Annotated in this window: 17 protein-coding genes and 2 pseudogenes; 17 read left to right on the top strand and 2 right to left on the bottom strand. The window is 39.1% G+C overall.

Annotation, left to right across the window (positions count from 1 at the left end; all coding sequences use genetic code 11):
- The 9 genes and pseudogenes from A2U94_RS18335 to bioA all read left to right on the top strand — a co-directional run.
- On the top strand, window positions 1–668 hold a 668-nt coding region (locus A2U94_RS18335), incomplete at its 5' end, for a transposase (RefSeq protein ID WP_156482289.1).
- Window positions 669–857: 189 nt separating this feature from the next.
- Window positions 858–1,016, top strand: a pseudogene (locus A2U94_RS21350) (alcohol dehydrogenase); the annotation flags it as partial.
- Window positions 1,017–1,240: 224 nt separating this feature from the next.
- A complete protein-coding gene (locus tag A2U94_RS18330) occupies window positions 1,241–1,576 on the top strand; it encodes a thioredoxin family protein (protein WP_025909764.1) in 336 nt (111 codons plus the stop codon).
- Between the two features lie 156 nt (window positions 1,577–1,732).
- On the top strand, window positions 1,733–1,981 hold the full coding sequence (locus A2U94_RS18325; RefSeq protein ID WP_025909765.1) for a FeoA family protein: 249 nt from the start codon (window positions 1,733–1,735) through the stop codon (window positions 1,979–1,981).
- A pseudogene (locus A2U94_RS20905) lies at window positions 1,974–2,138 on the top strand (FeoB small GTPase domain-containing protein); the annotation flags it as partial. The gene A2U94_RS18325 and the pseudogene A2U94_RS20905, both read left to right, overlap by 8 nt.
- A gap of 173 nt (window positions 2,139–2,311) precedes the next feature.
- Entirely contained in the window at window positions 2,312–2,845 is a 534-nt protein-coding gene (locus A2U94_RS18320; protein WP_025909766.1) for a hypothetical protein, read from the top strand.
- Complete coding sequence (gene bioF, locus A2U94_RS18315; protein WP_025909767.1) at window positions 2,832–4,742, top strand: 8-amino-7-oxononanoate synthase; 1,911 nt, start codon at window positions 2,832–2,834, stop codon at window positions 4,740–4,742. The genes A2U94_RS18320 and bioF overlap by 14 nt, the downstream gene beginning before the upstream one ends.
- Before the next feature lie 15 nt (window positions 4,743–4,757).
- Window positions 4,758–5,441 (top strand): dethiobiotin synthase, encoded by a 684-nt coding sequence (gene bioD / locus A2U94_RS18310; RefSeq protein WP_025909768.1) that lies wholly within the window; start codon window positions 4,758–4,760, stop codon window positions 5,439–5,441.
- Window positions 5,441–6,799: an adenosylmethionine--8-amino-7-oxononanoate transaminase gene (bioA, locus tag A2U94_RS18305; protein ID WP_226372948.1), complete on the top strand. Its 1,359-nt coding sequence runs from the start codon at window positions 5,441–5,443 to the stop codon at window positions 6,797–6,799. Before bioD ends, bioA begins: the two co-directional genes overlap by 1 nt.
- Window positions 6,800–6,834: 35 nt before the next feature.
- Here bioA and A2U94_RS18300 read toward each other — a convergent pair whose 3' ends face one another.
- Window positions 6,835–7,824 (bottom strand): sodium:calcium antiporter, encoded by a 990-nt coding sequence (locus tag A2U94_RS18300; protein WP_025911780.1) that lies wholly within the window; start codon window positions 7,822–7,824, stop codon window positions 6,835–6,837.
- Between the two features lie 269 nt (window positions 7,825–8,093).
- Here A2U94_RS18300 and A2U94_RS18295 point away from each other — a divergent pair, with 269 nt between their 5' ends.
- The 8 genes from A2U94_RS18295 to A2U94_RS18260 all read left to right on the top strand — a co-directional run bounded on the left by A2U94_RS18295 (window position 8,094) and on the right by A2U94_RS18260 (window position 14,889).
- Window positions 8,094–8,468, top strand: a complete 375-nt coding sequence (locus A2U94_RS18295; protein WP_025911781.1) for a rhodanese-like domain-containing protein — start codon at window positions 8,094–8,096, stop codon at window positions 8,466–8,468.
- Window positions 8,469–8,551: 83 nt separating this feature from the next.
- Window positions 8,552–9,955 carry an MBL fold metallo-hydrolase gene (locus A2U94_RS18290; RefSeq protein WP_025911782.1) on the top strand — a complete coding sequence of 468 codons (1,404 nt, stop codon included), beginning with the start codon at window positions 8,552–8,554 and terminating at the stop codon, window positions 9,953–9,955.
- Between the two features lie 69 nt (window positions 9,956–10,024).
- Window positions 10,025–11,098, top strand: a complete 1,074-nt coding sequence (locus tag A2U94_RS18285) for an ABC transporter substrate-binding protein (RefSeq protein WP_051567228.1) — start codon at window positions 10,025–10,027, stop codon at window positions 11,096–11,098.
- A gap of 28 nt (window positions 11,099–11,126) precedes the next feature.
- Window positions 11,127–12,068, top strand: a complete 942-nt coding sequence (nikB, locus tag A2U94_RS18280) for a nickel ABC transporter permease (protein ID WP_025911784.1) — start codon at window positions 11,127–11,129, stop codon at window positions 12,066–12,068.
- Entirely contained in the window at window positions 12,068–12,910 is an 843-nt protein-coding gene (gene nikC, locus A2U94_RS18275; protein WP_025911786.1) for a nickel transporter permease, read from the top strand. The genes nikB and nikC overlap by 1 nt, the downstream gene beginning before the upstream one ends.
- Window positions 12,911–12,912: 2 nt before the next feature.
- The gene (locus tag A2U94_RS18270) at window positions 12,913–13,707 is read left to right on the top strand and encodes an ABC transporter ATP-binding protein (RefSeq protein WP_025911787.1); all 795 of its coding nucleotides are present in this window, start codon (window positions 12,913–12,915) and stop codon (window positions 13,705–13,707) included.
- A 1-nt stretch (window position 13,708) separates the two neighbouring features.
- Window positions 13,709–14,467: an ABC transporter ATP-binding protein gene (locus A2U94_RS18265; RefSeq protein WP_025911788.1), complete on the top strand. Its 759-nt coding sequence runs from the start codon at window positions 13,709–13,711 to the stop codon at window positions 14,465–14,467.
- Window positions 14,468–14,556: 89 nt separating this feature from the next.
- Entirely contained in the window at window positions 14,557–14,889 is a 333-nt protein-coding gene (locus A2U94_RS18260) for a cupin domain-containing protein (protein WP_025911789.1), read from the top strand.
- A gap of 32 nt (window positions 14,890–14,921) precedes the next feature.
- Here the strand turns inward: A2U94_RS18260 and A2U94_RS18255 are convergent, their stop codons facing one another.
- Window positions 14,922–15,476, bottom strand: a complete 555-nt coding sequence (locus tag A2U94_RS18255) for a helix-turn-helix domain-containing protein (RefSeq protein ID WP_025911791.1) — start codon at window positions 15,474–15,476, stop codon at window positions 14,922–14,924.
- Between the last annotated feature and the right edge of the window lie 67 nt (window positions 15,477–15,543).

Raw genomic sequence — 15,543 nt, 5'->3', positions numbered from 1 at the left:
CCATAGAGATGATTAAACGTGTTCCAGCGCTTCAGCCATCTGTTTACTTACTTTGTGATAGTTGGTACACCTCTGGTTCCATTATTGACGTTGCGTTGTCAAAAGGGATTCATGTGATTGGTGCCTTAAAAACAAACCGTATTCTTTATCCGCAAGGGATTCGAATTCAAGCGAAAGAATTCGCCCGTTATATTAGAGAAGAAGAGACTGATTTAGTGACAATCGGTCATGAATCTTATCGAGTCTACTGGTACGAAGGTGCCTTAAACGATCTTGATATGGGTGTCGTATTAATGTGCTGGAAGGAAGAACATCCCATGGAACCTAAGCATATGCGTTGTTTTTTAAGCACCGATACAGAACTGACAACAGAACAAATTTTATCGTATTACAGTCAACGCTGGAGCATCGAGACCTACTTTAAACAGGTCAAAGGCATGGTTGGCTTTAACGGTTATCAAGTCCGGAGTGAACGAGCGATTAAGCGTTTTTGGACCATTGTCCAGTTCACCTATGTTTTTGCGATGTACCTTAGAAAGGCTGCCTTTAACCTAGCCATTCAGTGCATAAGAAAACAAAAAATCGGCAGTATCATTGAGTTTGTGTATCGTGAAACCACAAATGGAACGTCACTTGAGCAAATTAAAAATGAGCTCCAAGTGGCATAGGGTACCTATCATTTCTAATCGAATGGAAATATTTGTATCGGAAAATACTCATTATCAGTAATGAAATGGAAGTGGGATAGAATAAAATTCCACTTCCTAAAATAATTTTGCATATCAATCAGCCTTTAAATAACAACAAAACTAACTATATTTGATTTATTAGCTAAATAGCACCACCCATCTCTTACCGTAGGAATGGGTGGCTTAGGTCATATGGCTGTTAAAATCGCAAGCGCTATGGAGGCTGACGTTACGGTACTGTCACAAACATTAAACAAACAAGAAGATGGACTAAGCTTTGGTGCGAAAGAGTATTACGCTACAAACGATCCTCAAACGTACGATGAATTCTGATTTTTATAGGTAATACCTAATTTCTAAAATACTTTTTTAGCCATTTCATCCTTTGATTTCGTGATTAGTAATTCTAATTAACATTAGGGGAGTTTAATTTTGAGAAGAAAACATCATGTTGATAATAAAATAAATTAAGTTGACACTGTATTAGTGTTTTGACTACTATACGTATGTTCACTTTATTGTTAAGTCAGAGAAAATAGGAGAGCAGTGAGATGAAGCAGGTAACGGAATTAACCACTATTGAAATGGTAGACGAGTTTATCACTAGCAATGAACTAAGCTTTTTGTACGTATTTACACCAGAATGTAGTACGTGTCATGCGATATTTCCAAAGCTAAGAGAGGTATTGGAACACTATCCGCAAATTAATTTAGGTCGTGTTGACGCGACACAGGTGGAAGCAGTAGCAGAACGCTTTTTGATTTTAGCAGCCCCAATTTTACTTTTGATGATTAATGGAAAAGAGTATGTGCGAGCTGATCGATTTGTTCGTTTTGAATTATTGGATGAAAAGCTAAGTAGAATTTACAAGATGTACAAGCGGTAATAGTGGATAATGATAAAATCATTTAAAGCAGCCAATAAGTAGGCTGTTTTTTATTTTATAAAAAAGACAATACATTTGACAATTTTCGAATAGGGTCATAGTATAGCACTGAATTTGCGTTAGGGAAAAATATTAGACAAGGGGAAATATATATGTGTGAATCTAAAAAAAAATTTGTTGAGCCAAGGGTTAAAAGGAGACGTGATAAAAATTACTTCTTTGTTATTAGAAGGAACGATGAGGAGAAGGCTGTTGGATTTAGATTTTGTACCAGGTGCCTTCGTAGAAGTGGTCAAAAAAAGTCCGCTTGGAGATCCGATTGCGTTTCGCGTTAGTCAAACCACCATTGCGCTTAGAAGAGAAGAAAGTAGATTAATTGAGGGGGATTTAGTTCATCATGGGTAGCTTATATCGTATTGCTTTAGCAGGAAACTCAAACACCGGAAAAAGCACGCTATTTAACGCATTGACAGGATTAAGACAGCATACGGGGAACTGGACTGGGAAAACCGTTTCAATGGCAGAGGGAACTTTTACACATAAAGATAAGTCGTACTGTATTTCAAACGGCTAAGCTAATGGGCTGGGTGTAAAGAAAATAACTATTTAAAGAAAAGCAGGTGCTATGTCACCTGTTTTTCTTTAAATTATATGTTAACCTATTTTTATTTTAAGTTTACATGAATGGTGGATTGTTATAAACTATTTTCATAATCTTGGAAAGGAGATGAGGCATTGAAGACGAGTAAAACAAAAGAAATGACGCTGATGGCGATGCTTGCCGTATTAATTGCGGTGAGCGGAATGTTTAAAATTCCGTCACCTTTCGTTGGAACAGAGTTTCAGCTTTCGGCTCCCATTGCTATCGTCATTGCGGCTACGTTTGGGTTTAAACGTTATTTTTGTGCAGGCATTGTAGCAAGTATTATTAGTCTACTATTAGGAACCCATACGCTTATTCATGTTTTAGTTGCCATGATCTTTCGGTTAGTAGCTGGAGGAATCATTGGCTTATTTGGTACGGCTTTAGTCGTTGTTATGGTAGCTGGACCTTTAGGGACAATCGCTGCACGCTACGTATTAGCGGCAATTATGGACGTTGATGTGACGGTTTTGCTGCTTGCTGCTTTGCCAGGGATGGTTTTTACAGCCATTTCATCAGGTATTATGTATCCCATTATAAAAAGAAATATGAAATCAACAATCTTTCAAGAGTTTGTTGTGGATGATGAGAAGAAAGGAGAAGCCAGAAAATATGAATCTATTTAGCTTAAAAATGAGAGCTTCCAATAGCAATACCGGTCATCTTTCCGGAGCGGAGAAGATTGTGAATAAACATGAATTACATACGTATACCAATGCTTTACTACATAGAGCTCTCCATCATTCCAAAGGAGCAGCAGATGAAATTACGATGAAAGTCGAGCCCGTACAGCTTAGCGATATTCAACGTTTAGAAGCGTTACCTGTTAAAACTGTAGAAGTGGCTAATCATTATGAAGGAATAGAAGAAGTAAAAAAGCTGCTTTTACAATTAGGTTTACAACAGGCTGAAGAAATCATTGAGATGCTGAGCTCGTGTTCTTCTATGCGCGGCGCAATCTTACTAGACGTTGATACAATGAAACGTCTAGAGCCAGATCAAGAACGAGGGATTCGAGCAACGTATATGGATGCGAACCGCAGTCACTTTCAAGAAGACCTCACAAAGAAAAATCATTTCCAAGAAGCGCTTGTATTAGCGACAAAAGTAGCCTATGCGCCAAATGTTATTGGTGAAATTTGTATCTCGGATGATCCTGATTACGTAACTGGCTACGTCGCCTCTAAAGAGTTCGGTTATGTTCGAATTACAAAGCTAAAACAAAAAGGAAGTCACTTGGGCGGGCGCATCTTTTTATATCGTCATTCTGAGAGCGGCGTGAACGAAACGATTGCGTATTTAGAAAAGCAAAAAATAGTTGTAGATTTAGGCCTATCAAAAAGATTAAACGAAGCAAAACAGCAAGATAAATGGAGAAAGATAAAAAGCGACTTAGCCTCTTTACAAGAAAATCATCTTTATCGATCATTCAACGAAATTCAAACAGCTCAAGAGGCGCATGTGAAAATGCACGACAGAGAGTACGTGATGCTTGCGTCAAACAGCTACTTAAATTTATGTAATCATCCAGGCGTAAAGAGTTATGCGCTTCAAATGGGAGAAGCATATGGTATTGGCTCAGGAGGTTCGAGGTTAACAACGGGTACGACAACTCTTCATCGGTTATTGGAAGAAATGATTGCCGAGTTTAAAGAGACGGAAGCAGCTCTTGTGTTTAACACGGGATACATGGCCAACGTTGGTGTTATTTCATCGCTTCTTTCTGAAGGAGACGTGATTTTTAGCGATGAGCTAAACCACGCAAGCATTATTGATGGATGCCGGCTCAGTAAAGCGAAAACCGTTGTGTACAAGCATAATGACATGAACGATTTAGAAGAAAAAATTTTAGCTCACTCTTGTGAAAATGGCTTAATTGTGAGCGATGCTGTTTTCAGTATGGATGGAGATGTTGTGAACCTTCCTGAGCTGATGCGCTTAGCGAATCAGTATGGCTTGTTTTCAATGATAGATGAAGCACATTCAACAGGCGTCCTTGGAGAACGTGGTCGAGGAGTTTGTAAGTATTTTCAGCTGACACAAAAGCCTGACATTATTATGGGAACGCTGAGTAAAGCGCTCGGTGGAGAAGGTGGGTTTGTGTGTGGAGATAAGCTGCTTATTGAATACTTGAAAAACAAAGCGCGCAGTTTTATCTTTTCCACTTCGCTATCTCCCGTAACCAGTGCGTCGGCTATAGAAGCACTGAGGTTAATCATGAATGATGATACACAAGTTACAAAGCTTCAAGAGAATATTGCTTACTTTAATGAATGCTTGCAGGCTCATGGAATCTCTGCACGTTCAAATTCAGCTATTTTTCCAATCGTTGTTGGAAGTGAACAAGCAGCACTGGATGCATCAGCAAAGCTTTTTGATCATGGCTATTTTATTTCAGCCATTCGCTATCCAACCGTTGCCAAAGGGAGCGCACGTCTTCGAGTGTCACTGATGGCTGATCATTCAAAGAAAGAGCTGTCAGAAGCAGCTAAATTAATAAAAAAATACATCGGTAATGTATAGGAGGTAGAAACAAAGATGGGAAAAGGCTTATTTATTACTGGGACAGGAACAGATGTAGGAAAAACATACGTGACGGGTTTACTTGTGAAAAAGCTTCGAGAACACGGCTATGACTGTGGTTATTATAAACCTGCGCTTAGCGGAGCGGAAGTAGAATGTGAACAATTAATTCCAGGAGATGCTAAGCATGTGCTTGAAACCGCAGGAATTCGTGAGAAGCCAGAAAATACGGTGTCTTATATTTATAAACACGCCGTATCACCGCATTTGGCAGCCAACCTTGAAGGAAATCCTGTCGATCTCAACATTATTAAGAAAGACTACCAAAAGGCTAAGGAGAAGTATGATTATGTAGTGGTTGAAGGAAGCGGAGGAATTCTTTGTCCGATTCGTTGGGATGATCAGCAGCATATTTTACTAGAAGATATTGTAAAAGAGCTGAACTTATCTACGATTGTTATTGCGGATGCGGGGCTTGGAACCATCAATGCGACGGTGTTGACAATTGAATATTTAAGAGCACGCAATATTCAGGTGAAAGGAATTATTTTTAACCGTTCACGCGAAGGCGACGTTATGGAAGAAGACAATCAAAAAATGGTCGAAGTGCTAACTGGAGTTTCAGTAATTGGTTTGGTGAAGGAAAATGATACAGAGCTTGCAATGGAAGCAGAAAAAGTAGCGGAGCTGTTTGCATAATGAAAAGCATTGAAAACATGAACTTAGTAGAAAAAGACTTAAAATATATTTGGCACCCGTGCTCACAAATGAAAGACTATGAAGAGCTTAAGCCCATTGTCATCGAAAGAGGAGACGGCGTGTATTTATATGATAAAGAAGGGAACTCTTATTTAGACATTGTGAGTTCATGGTGGTGTAACCTTCTTGGCCACTGTAACCCCGTCATTAACGATAAAATCAAAGATCAACTCGATCAACTCGAGCACGTGATTTTTGCCAACTTTACGCATGAGCCTGCAATTAAACTATGCGAAGCGTTAATGGAAATTATTCCTAAAGGGCTAAGCAAATTTAATTTTTCCGATAACGGTTCAGCAGCTGTAGAATGCGCGTTAAAAATGGCGTTTCAGTACCAATATCAAACCGGTCATAAAGAAAAAACGAGGTTTATGTGCTTTACAGATGGCTATCATGGTGAAACGATTGGCGCTTTATCGGTGGGAAGCCTAGATTTGTATGCGCAAATCTATAATCCAATGCTGATGGATACAATTCGAATTGATGCGCCGGATTGCTATCGATGTCCTTACGGGAAAACAAGAGATTCCTGTCAGGTGGAGTGCTTCGTACAGGCAGAGAAAGCATTTGAAAAGCATGGTCATGAAACGTGTGCGATGATTGTCGAGCCTATTTTACAAGGAGCAGCGGGAATGAGAATGTATCCATCTCGCTACCTTCAAAAGCTAAGAGCCTTATGCGATGAGTATGGTGTACTGTTAATTGCCGATGAAATTGCAACTGGCTTTGGAAGAACAGGTAAGATGTTTGCATGCGATCACGCGGAGATTACACCGGATATTATGTGTGTTTCAAAAGGACTCACTGGAGGCTATATGCCGATGGCAATTACGATTACGAATAATCAAATTTATGAAGCATTTTACGCAGAATATAAAGAAGGAAAAGCCTTTATGCATAGCCATACGTATAGTGGTAACCCATTAGCGTGCTCTGCAGCTTTAGCGGTAGTGAATATTTTGAAGCACGACCACGTTTTAGAAAAAGCAACCGTGCGAGCAGCTTATTTAAATAGAAGAATAAACGAAGCGTTACTGCATCATCCTCATGTTGGTGAAATTCGCAACATAGGATTAATAAACGCTGTTGAGCTTGTCAAAAATAAAGAAACGAAAGAACCATTTAGCTCAGAGAATCGAGTTGGTTATCAGATTTACAAAGCAGCGTTGAAGAAGGGGCTCATCCTCCGTCCACTAGGAGACGTTCTATACTTTAACCCCCCTTTAACTATTGATGAAGAGGAGCTAGACGAAGCTATTGACAGCTGCGTAAGCGCTATTAACAAAGTAATAGGATGAAAAATGCAAAAGCCGTATGCATATGCATGCGGCTTTTATGCAGCTGAATTTAAGTAGATGATATAGCTTGCTATAAAGTAACAAGCAATAATTAAAATTGATGGTACAACATAAAACCATGAAGATGTGATGTTCTTTCGTGACATTGAAAATAGGCTAATGGAGATGAGTATCATTGACGCAACAATTGTATATAAGTGACTGCCGCTGGCTGCGCTTAACAGTGCCCCTTTGCGATAAAAGACGTCTGTTCCTGCTAAAATCAATAAGTTGAATAAGTTACTTCCGACAATCCCACCAATCGCTAACTTATAATTTTTTAAACGAATGGCGATAACAACAGAGACTGCTTCAGGAAGTGACGTGCTGGCTGCGACTAAAAACGAACCAACAAAGGAAGCTCCTAAACCTGTAATAACAGCGATACGATCACCTGAGATGGTTAAAATACTTCCAAATACCATAATAAACACTGCTGCTATAGAAAAACCAACAACGGCTCTTTTTAAAGTTGGTCCTCTATCTTGAAGGTTCTCTTCTTGTTTTTCCTCTTCTTCAACATGCTCTGCTGCATAGGTAGAAATGATTTTTACGCCTATAAAATAGACAATGATTAAAATAACAGTATCAATTCCAATCCCAAAGATATGGTAAGGGATGTTAAAGAATAAAGAAGCTGCAACTAAAAAAGAGAGAAAAATGGTTAACAAAGAAGTATATCGATTTTCTTTGCTAGCATAGATCATAATTTTGTGCTTTCGAAAAAATAAATCTAACGTAGCTAAAATCATTACGTTAAATAAGTTGCTTCCAAGAACATTTCCTACAGCTAAATCGGGGTTTGAAATAATGATGGACGTGACGCTTGTTGTAATCTCAGGTAATGATGTGGCGCCTCCTAATAAAAGAGCAATCAATATACCGCTTAAAGCAGATTTCCGCTCAATAGTATCTGCATAAATAGATAGCCGAATGGCTAGGAATATCGTAATAGAAGCTGAAATACCAAAAGCTAAAAATACCAATAAAAGCAATCCTTTCTATATTAAATCTTAAGAGTCGTTAACATCATATCAGATATGGTAAAAACAAGCATGCAATAGCTCTCTTTAGTGTGTGCTAAAAGGTAAAATTGAATAAGCGAAGTTAGCAAAAAATACAGTTTAACTTAAGATAGGTAGGGAAACGTAAACAATAGAAAATAATCTGTATTTCTAACACTTGACTAAATACCTATAGGGGTATATAGTGTAACTATAAATTAATTGAATTTCTTTAAAGAGGCGGTGAGTTAATGAGCTACTTTATAGGAAGTTTTCTCGTTATAATGCTAGGTGCTTTAGCATATAAACGCAATTATCCCGTTAAGGGTGTGCAATGTGTTAATGACCCTAATGAGCTAAAAGATGACCGGCTACTTGTTGATATTCGTCATTACAACGAAAGAAGCGAAAGTGAATATAGGAACGTTATAAACATTCCCTATGCGTATTTAAAACGCTTTTATTCTGAAATACCGAATCAACAAATTCACATCATCGCAGAAGATAAAATAGAGCTACATTTAGGAATTCGCTTTTTACGTCAGAAAGGATATATTGTGTCAAGCTATCAGTTAGCGACTTGTCCATGCAAAACAGAAAAAGAACTAGTTGGTTGTGGAGTGTGAGTTTAATTTGTATCCTTATATACCTACCAGGGTAAAGTAGGGATGGATTAAGGATATCAATATGAAGAAAAAGGAGAATGAATATGTTACTTAAATACTTTTATGATGAAAAATTAGCACAAGCTTCTTATCTGGTAGGGTGTCAAGCTGCAAAAGAAGCTGTTGTTGTAGATCCTGCTCGAAATATTGAACCATACATTCAAGAAGCAGAAAAAAATGGAATGAAAATCATTGGTGCTTTAGAAACCCATATTCACGCTGACTTTGTGTCTGGAGGTCGCGAGTTAGCTGAAAGAGTAGGGGCTACGTTATATGTATCAGACGAGGGAGATGCAGATTGGAAGTATCAAAACATTGATCACTTACCTCATAAATTGCTAAAAGGTGGGGACCAGTTTAAGATTGGGAATCTAACATTCGGTGTAGTGCATACGCCTGGTCACACGCCGGAAAGCATTTCGTTTACGTTAACGGACGGCGGTGCTAAAGCAGATGAACCAATGGGGATTTTTACAGGAGACTTTGTATTTGTTGGAGATGTTGGTCGCCCAGACTTATTAGAAAAAGCAGCGGGTGCACAGGGAACAGCACAGTCAGGCGGATATCAATTGTTTGAATCGCTTCAAAAGTTCAAAGAGCTGCCTGATTTTATGCAGGTTTGGCCGGGACACGGAGCAGGAAGCGCATGCGGAAAAGCCCTTGGTGCCGTGCCTTCTTCAACTGTAGGGTATGAGAAACGCTTTAACTGGGCGCTTCAGCATACGGAAAAAGAAGCGTTTGTAAATGCTTTGTTAGATGGACAGCCAGAGCCACCGAAATATTTTGCAGTGATGAAAAAGGTGAATAAAGTAGGACCAAACAGCTTATCAAAGCTTCCAAAGGTTAACAAGTTAGCAGACGTAATCGAAGTAGAAAAGCAAATTCAAGCAGGTTATCAGGTAATTGATACAAGAAGCGCAGCGGAATTTGCTGAAAATCATATAGAGGGAACGATTAATATTCCCTTTAACAACTCATTTGCAAATTGGACCGGCTGGATTGTGAATTATGATCGTCCATTATATGTCCTAACAGCGGATGAACAGATTGGTGAAATTGAAAAAGTGTTACATTCTGTTGGGATTGATCAGCTGGTTGGCTACTACGATGCAAACAAAGCAGTAGTAGAAGCTTCTACGACACAGTCTTATGAAAGTATTACGCCACACCAAGCAAAAAACATGCTTGATCAAAACAAAGCACAGGTACTAGATGTTCGAAGCTTAGAAGAGTGGAAAGCAGGTCACATTGAAGGTGCCACTCACATTATGCTTGGAACCTTGTTAGATCGAATTGATGAGGTGCCAGCTCACCGTCCGCTAATTGTTCAGTGTGGTTCAGGAGTTCGTTCTGCGATTGCGATCAGCCTCCTTCAATCCAAAGGAATAACGGAGGTTTACAATTTAACAGGTGGTTATGGTCAGTGGAAACAGGAGATTCAAGAATAAGATAAAAAAACCGCTATGCGTTAAGGAGATTGATACGCATAGCGGTTTTTTATTATGTAATAAAATTTAATGTTTCAAACTATTCACTTTTTGTATAACTTCTCTACAAATTCATTAGATCCACACGTTGATTCTAGCTATGTGCCACTGCGAGCAGGAATTACGGAAACACTTATTCGACTTGATGAAGAAAATCTAAGCATTGAGCCATGGCTAGCAGAGAGCTGGGACGGAGAAGATGGTCAAAACTGGACAATTAAGCTTCGTGAAGATGTAAAGTTTCAAAATGGAAAGCAGATGGATGCTGAATCTGTAAAAAAATCGTTAGAACGAGCGTTGAAAGAAAATGTGGCTATTCAAAATGCACTGAAAATTGATACAATTAGTGCTGATGGTTTTACGCTTACTATTAAAACAACAGAGCCGTTTCCAGAGTTTATATCAGAGCTTGTGAATCCAAACGTCGCTATTATTGACGTATCTGAAGAAGACTTTGTGAATAAACCAGTTGGTACAGGTCCCTTTAAGCTTGCGTCGTTTACACCAGGAAGCAAACTAGAGCTTGAGCGCTTTGATGATTATTGGGATGGTACTTCAAAGCTTGATTCTGTGACGTTTGCGTTTAACGAAGATGCAAATGCGCGTACCTTAGCATTGAAGTCTGGACAAACAGACATTGTGTATCGTCCAGAGGTAGAAAGTTTAGATTCACTTAAAGAAGATTCAAAAATGAAGGTTGAATCAACGGCAACGTTCCGCGTGCATCAACTTACAATGAATATGCAAAGAGAAGAAATGAAAGATATCAATGTAAGAAAAGCGCTTGATGCATTAATTGATCGCCAGAAGATTGTCGATGAAATTCTATTAGGTCATGCTGAGACAGCAAGAGGTCCGTTCTTACCTTCGTTAGCTTTTGCACCAACGTATGATAAGCGTGAAACAGGTTCAGATGAAGCAGTTAAACATCTAGAAAAAGCAGGATATACGTTAAAAGATGGCAAGATGCAAAAAGACGGAAAGCAGCTGATTATGTCGATGAAAATGTTATTAACTCGTTTGTGTTACATCCATCAACAATCGTTGCTTACAACAAAGATAAAGTGGAAAACTGGTTTACGACTAAGAGCGAATACTACATGACTACAAATAAGCTGGATGTGAAAGAGTGATTAAAATCCTTTTCCGAAAGTTTTCGGAAGTTCTATTTTTTATATTGTTTATAACCTTTGTCAGTTTTATCTTTATTCGGTTAGCACCGGGAGATCCCGTGCTAACCATTTTGAACGTTGATGAGCTCTCAGTCAGCCAAGAGCAAGTAGAAGCACTTCGTGAAGAAATGGGATTTAATGAGCCTGTTCTTGTGCAGTACGGACTATGGTTAGAGAAATTTGTTCAGATGGATTTTGGGCAGTCGTTCGTAACGGGACAAGACGTTATGAGTACAATTATGGCTGCTCTGCCTGCTACATTAGAGCTAGCAATCGGCGCAATTGTAGTAATGCTTATTGTTGCAATTCCGCTGGGCTCGCTATCTGCACTTTACAGAGACAGTTGGATAGATAAAATAAGCCGAACGCTTTCAATTATTGGAGCTGCTGTTCCAAGCTTTTGGTTGGGACTTATTTTCATTGATTTATTTGGCGTTCGCTTAAATTGGTTCCCTACGATGGGGAGAGACGGAATACTGTCGCTTGTTCTACCTTCTATTACGTTGGGTTTAGCAATTTCAAGCGTATATGTTCGCTTGCTTCGTTCAAGTTTACTAGACTCTTATACCCAAGAGTTTATTCGTGCAGCACGAGCGCGTGGGTTATCAGAAGGGAGAGTCTTTTTAATGCATGCTTTTCGCCACAGTATTCCACCGGTGATCACGGTGTTTGGCATGAGCTTAGGTAGTTTGATAGGCGGGGTCGTTGTTATAGAGGTGCTGTTTGCATACCCTGGAATCGGCAAGCTCATTGTCGATGCGATTCGTCAGCGTGACTATCCACTTATTCAAGGCTACATACTCGTAATGGGGGGCATTGTATTTATTGTGAATACATGTGTAGACCTATCATATCGTTATTTAAACCCTGAAATGAAATACAAAGAAAAGGAGAGTAAGTGATGAAAGAGTCCTCAGTGTATCTGCCGGCTATGAAAAAACAGCGTAAAATCATTATACCGCTCGCCTTTCTCTTTCTTATTGTTGTTGCAGCATCTATCTATACCTTTTTCTACTTAAAATATGATCCAACTCTTACGAACTTAGAGAAACGACTTGAAGGCATGAGCATGGCACATCCTTTGGGGACCGATCATTTAGGGCGAGATATCTTAACGCGCTTGTTGCTCGGTGCACAGCAAACCATTGGCTTTAGTGCACTTGCCTTAGGCGTAGCTTTGCTCGTAGGGATTCCAATTGGTCTGATTTCAGGCTACAAACGCGGTGTAGTAGACCGATTGTTTATGAGAATTGCAGACAGCTTTTTAGCGTTTCCTGATACAGTGGTAGCTATTGTACTAAGCGGGCTATTAGGCCCTGGAATTGGCAATCTTGTATTTGCAATTGTGATGGTCAAGTGGGTAAACTACGCGCGACTTGTTCGAAGCACCGTGTTATCTGAGTCACAAAAAGAATACGTATTAGTCGCTCGTACAAACGGACTGTCTGCTTTACAAATTATGAAAAAGCACTTAGCACCACATATCATTGGTTATGTTCTTGTCATGGCAAGCTTAGACTTGGGGAAAATTATTCTTTTAATTTCGTCTCTATCTTATATTGGATTAGGTGCACAGCCTCCTGTACCAGAGTGGGGAGCTATGCTGAATGACTCACGTCCGTATTTTCAATCTAATCCTGAGCTGATGATTTATCCTGGCTTAGCAATTATAGGGATAGTACTAGTCACCAACATTATCGGTGACTATTTACGCGATCAATTTGATGTAAAAAAGGAAGTGTAAAAATGATTTTGTCGATTGAAAAGCTCTCGGTAAGAAGTAAAGAAAAAAACATTCTTGATAACGTATCACTACAGCTTGAAAAAGGTGAGTGGTATGCGCTTGTAGGTCAAAGTGGCAGCGGGAAAAGTGTTTTATCGCAAACGATTGGTCAAATGCTGTCACCTAACTTAACAGCTGAAGGCAAAATTAATTTCAACGGAGAAAATACGCTTTCATTGAGGCGCAGCGACCTAAAAAGAATCCGAGGCCAAAAAATTGCGTATATTTTTCAGGATTACCAAGGGTCATTTACACCATTTCGAACGATTGGCCAGCATTTTCAAGAGTATCAAAAAGTGCATGGCGTAAATGATAGAATAGTTAGAAAAGATAATGCAATTCAAGCTTTAGAATCTGTAGGGTTAGATGAAAAATTCTACAAACGCTATCCCTTTCAGCTGAGCGGTGGGCAGCTTCAGCGCACCTCGATTGCATTATCCCTTTTATTATCACCTGAGCTCGTTATTGCCGATGAAATTACAACAGCGCTTGATAGTATATCAGCTCATCGGATTTTACAAGTATTAAAAGAAAAACAACAAGAAACAGGCTGTACAATTTTATTTATTACGCATGACTGGCGACACGTTAGAAAATATGCGGACCGCTTAGCTGTTATGAAGGAAGGCAAAATTGTAGAATGTGGTGATAAAACAAAAGTACTCACGAATCCTCAGCATGAATACACAAAGCAGCTAATCGCAGCGGCACCGGTATTAAAAGCAAGCGAGTTAGCGGTTAAAGAAGGAGTATTATAAGATGAGTTTATTGTCGGTTCAAAACCTTACTAAAACGTATGGTGGTCAACAGGTCTTAAAGAACGTTTCGTTCGATTTGAAAAAAGGAGAGTGCTTGGGGCTTGTAGGTGAGAGTGGGTGTGGGAAAAGTACGCTTTCACGCTGTTTGATGCGTTTAGAACAAGTGAATAGCGGTAAAATTCTATTCAGAAATCAAGAAATTCAAAGCCTGAGTAGTCGTAAGCTAATGCCAATTCGCAAAGGCTTTCAAATTGTGTTTCAAAACCCAACGGCTGCATTAAATCCTAAACTTAAAATAAAAGCTTCCCTTTTAGACCCTTATTTACAGTACAGAAAGCAGTTAAGTCTGCGCTATTTTTCATTTTCATCAAAAGAACAGTTTGTGTCAGAACTGCTCAATATGGTTGGGTTGCCTGCAAGTATTGCTGAAAGATACCCTCACGAACTAAGCGGAGGACAAAAGCAGCGCGTGACGCTTGCTCGCGCAATTAGCATTGAACCTGAACTTGTTATACTAGATGAACCAACGGCAAGCCTCGATGTTATTTCACAGCGAAGCATTTTGCATTTGCTGGAAGATCTTCGCGACCAACTAGATTTATCCTACTTGTTTATTTCACACGACCTTACAGCAGTTAAAGAGCTGAGTCAACGCATTATGGTAATGAAACAAGGTGAGGTTGTGGATATGTTTCGGACTGAAGAGTTATTTCACGCTCAAAGAAATCCCTATACAAAAGAACTCGTATCCATTTTTTAAGCAGTGTATCATTTGAAAAGATACACTGCTTTTTATATAGATAATAATATTATTATGTTAACTAGAGTGTATGAAGAGGTGAAGATTACTTGAAGATTATTTCATTTCAACAGCAGCAGGCGGTTCCAGTTACACGATATAACTCTGAGCTATCAAGCTATTTGAAGATAGCGAATCTAAAAGAAGCTTCTATAGGAATTATGTATATTGAACCGGGAGGAATTACAGGTCATCATGAGGCGCCAAGTAAACAACTGTTCTTGGTAATTGAGGGTGAAGGTTGGGTAACAAGTGATGATGAAGTCCAGGTACAAGTCAAAAAAGGACAAGCAGCATTGTGGGAAAAAGACGAGTGGCACACGTCAGGAAGTGATGTGGGAATGACAGTAATTATTATTCAAGGTTCATCTCTTATAGTTTAAATAAAAGGAGCTCTAATCTATTAAGGCTCCTTTTATTGCGGTTCTGGGTAGTACATCAACAAGAAAAAGCTCGCTTCTTTTTCCGTTCGATTTATATAGCTATGAGGTGACGAGCCTGGAAACTGAAGCGCATCTCCAGATGTTAGCTCATGTTCTTCACCGTCTACTATAACAGACAAATCACCGTCTTTTACCAGCAAGTATTCTTCTCCAAGGTGAGATTTTGCTCCGTGCGTACACCCAGGGGCAAGCGTAACGATATATACTTCAAACTTTTTTTCAGGATGGTAAGGAAAAAATGGAAAGACAACGTAGCTGCCTTCATTGTCTGTAATAGGTTTAAGATCGTTTAGCTGAATTTTTTTCACCTGTGCTTTTTGCTCTTGGATAAACGATGAAAAGGATACTTGAAGGCCATTGGCAATCTTCCATAGCGTCGTAACAGTTGGGCTGGATTTTCCATTTTCAATTTGCGCGAGCATTGCTTTACTGACACCCGTTAGCTCAGAAACTTGCGTGAGAGATAAGTTTCTTTTTTTTCGAATGCTAATTAAGTTAGCCGCAATTGTTTGCTGGATATGGTCCATAATAGATCTCCTTTAACATTTTTATATAAACAGTATAACATACAGTTGTTTGTTATAACAGTTGGTT

Origin of the sequence: Bacillus sp. VT 712 (assembly GCF_001614195.1) — a bacterium.
GTDB lineage: Bacteria > Bacillota > Bacilli > Bacillales > Bacillaceae_H > Priestia > Priestia flexa.
Note: the sequence above shows the minus strand (reverse complement) of the source record. Positions and strands in the feature narration are given on the sequence as shown.

What these genes read in the sequence shown, in the direction of transcription:
- bioA (WP_226372948.1), top strand. Translation starts at nt 5,441, where the DNA reads ATGAAAAGCATTGAAAACATGAACTTAGTAGAAAAAGACTTAAAATAT.
- A2U94_RS18285 (WP_051567228.1), top strand. Translation starts at nt 10,025, where the DNA reads ATGTTTCAAACTATTCACTTTTTGTATAACTTCTCTACAAATTCATTA.
- A2U94_RS18330 (WP_025909764.1), top strand. Translation starts at nt 1,241, where the DNA reads ATGAAGCAGGTAACGGAATTAACCACTATTGAAATGGTAGACGAGTTT.
- A2U94_RS18290 (WP_025911782.1), top strand. Translation starts at nt 8,552, where the DNA reads ATGTTACTTAAATACTTTTATGATGAAAAATTAGCACAAGCTTCTTAT.
- bioF (WP_025909767.1), top strand. Translation starts at nt 2,832, where the DNA reads ATGAATCTATTTAGCTTAAAAATGAGAGCTTCCAATAGCAATACCGGT.
- A2U94_RS18265 (WP_025911788.1), top strand. Translation starts at nt 13,709, where the DNA reads ATGAGTTTATTGTCGGTTCAAAACCTTACTAAAACGTATGGTGGTCAA.
- bioD (WP_025909768.1), top strand. Translation starts at nt 4,758, where the DNA reads ATGGGAAAAGGCTTATTTATTACTGGGACAGGAACAGATGTAGGAAAA.
- A2U94_RS18270 (WP_025911787.1), top strand. Translation starts at nt 12,913, where the DNA reads ATGATTTTGTCGATTGAAAAGCTCTCGGTAAGAAGTAAAGAAAAAAAC.
- A2U94_RS18295 (WP_025911781.1), top strand. Translation starts at nt 8,094, where the DNA reads ATGAGCTACTTTATAGGAAGTTTTCTCGTTATAATGCTAGGTGCTTTA.
- nikC (WP_025911786.1), top strand. Translation starts at nt 12,068, where the DNA reads ATGAAAGAGTCCTCAGTGTATCTGCCGGCTATGAAAAAACAGCGTAAA.
- A2U94_RS18255 (WP_025911791.1), bottom strand. Translation starts at nt 15,476, where the DNA reads ATGGACCATATCCAGCAAACAATTGCGGCTAACTTAATTAGCATTCGA.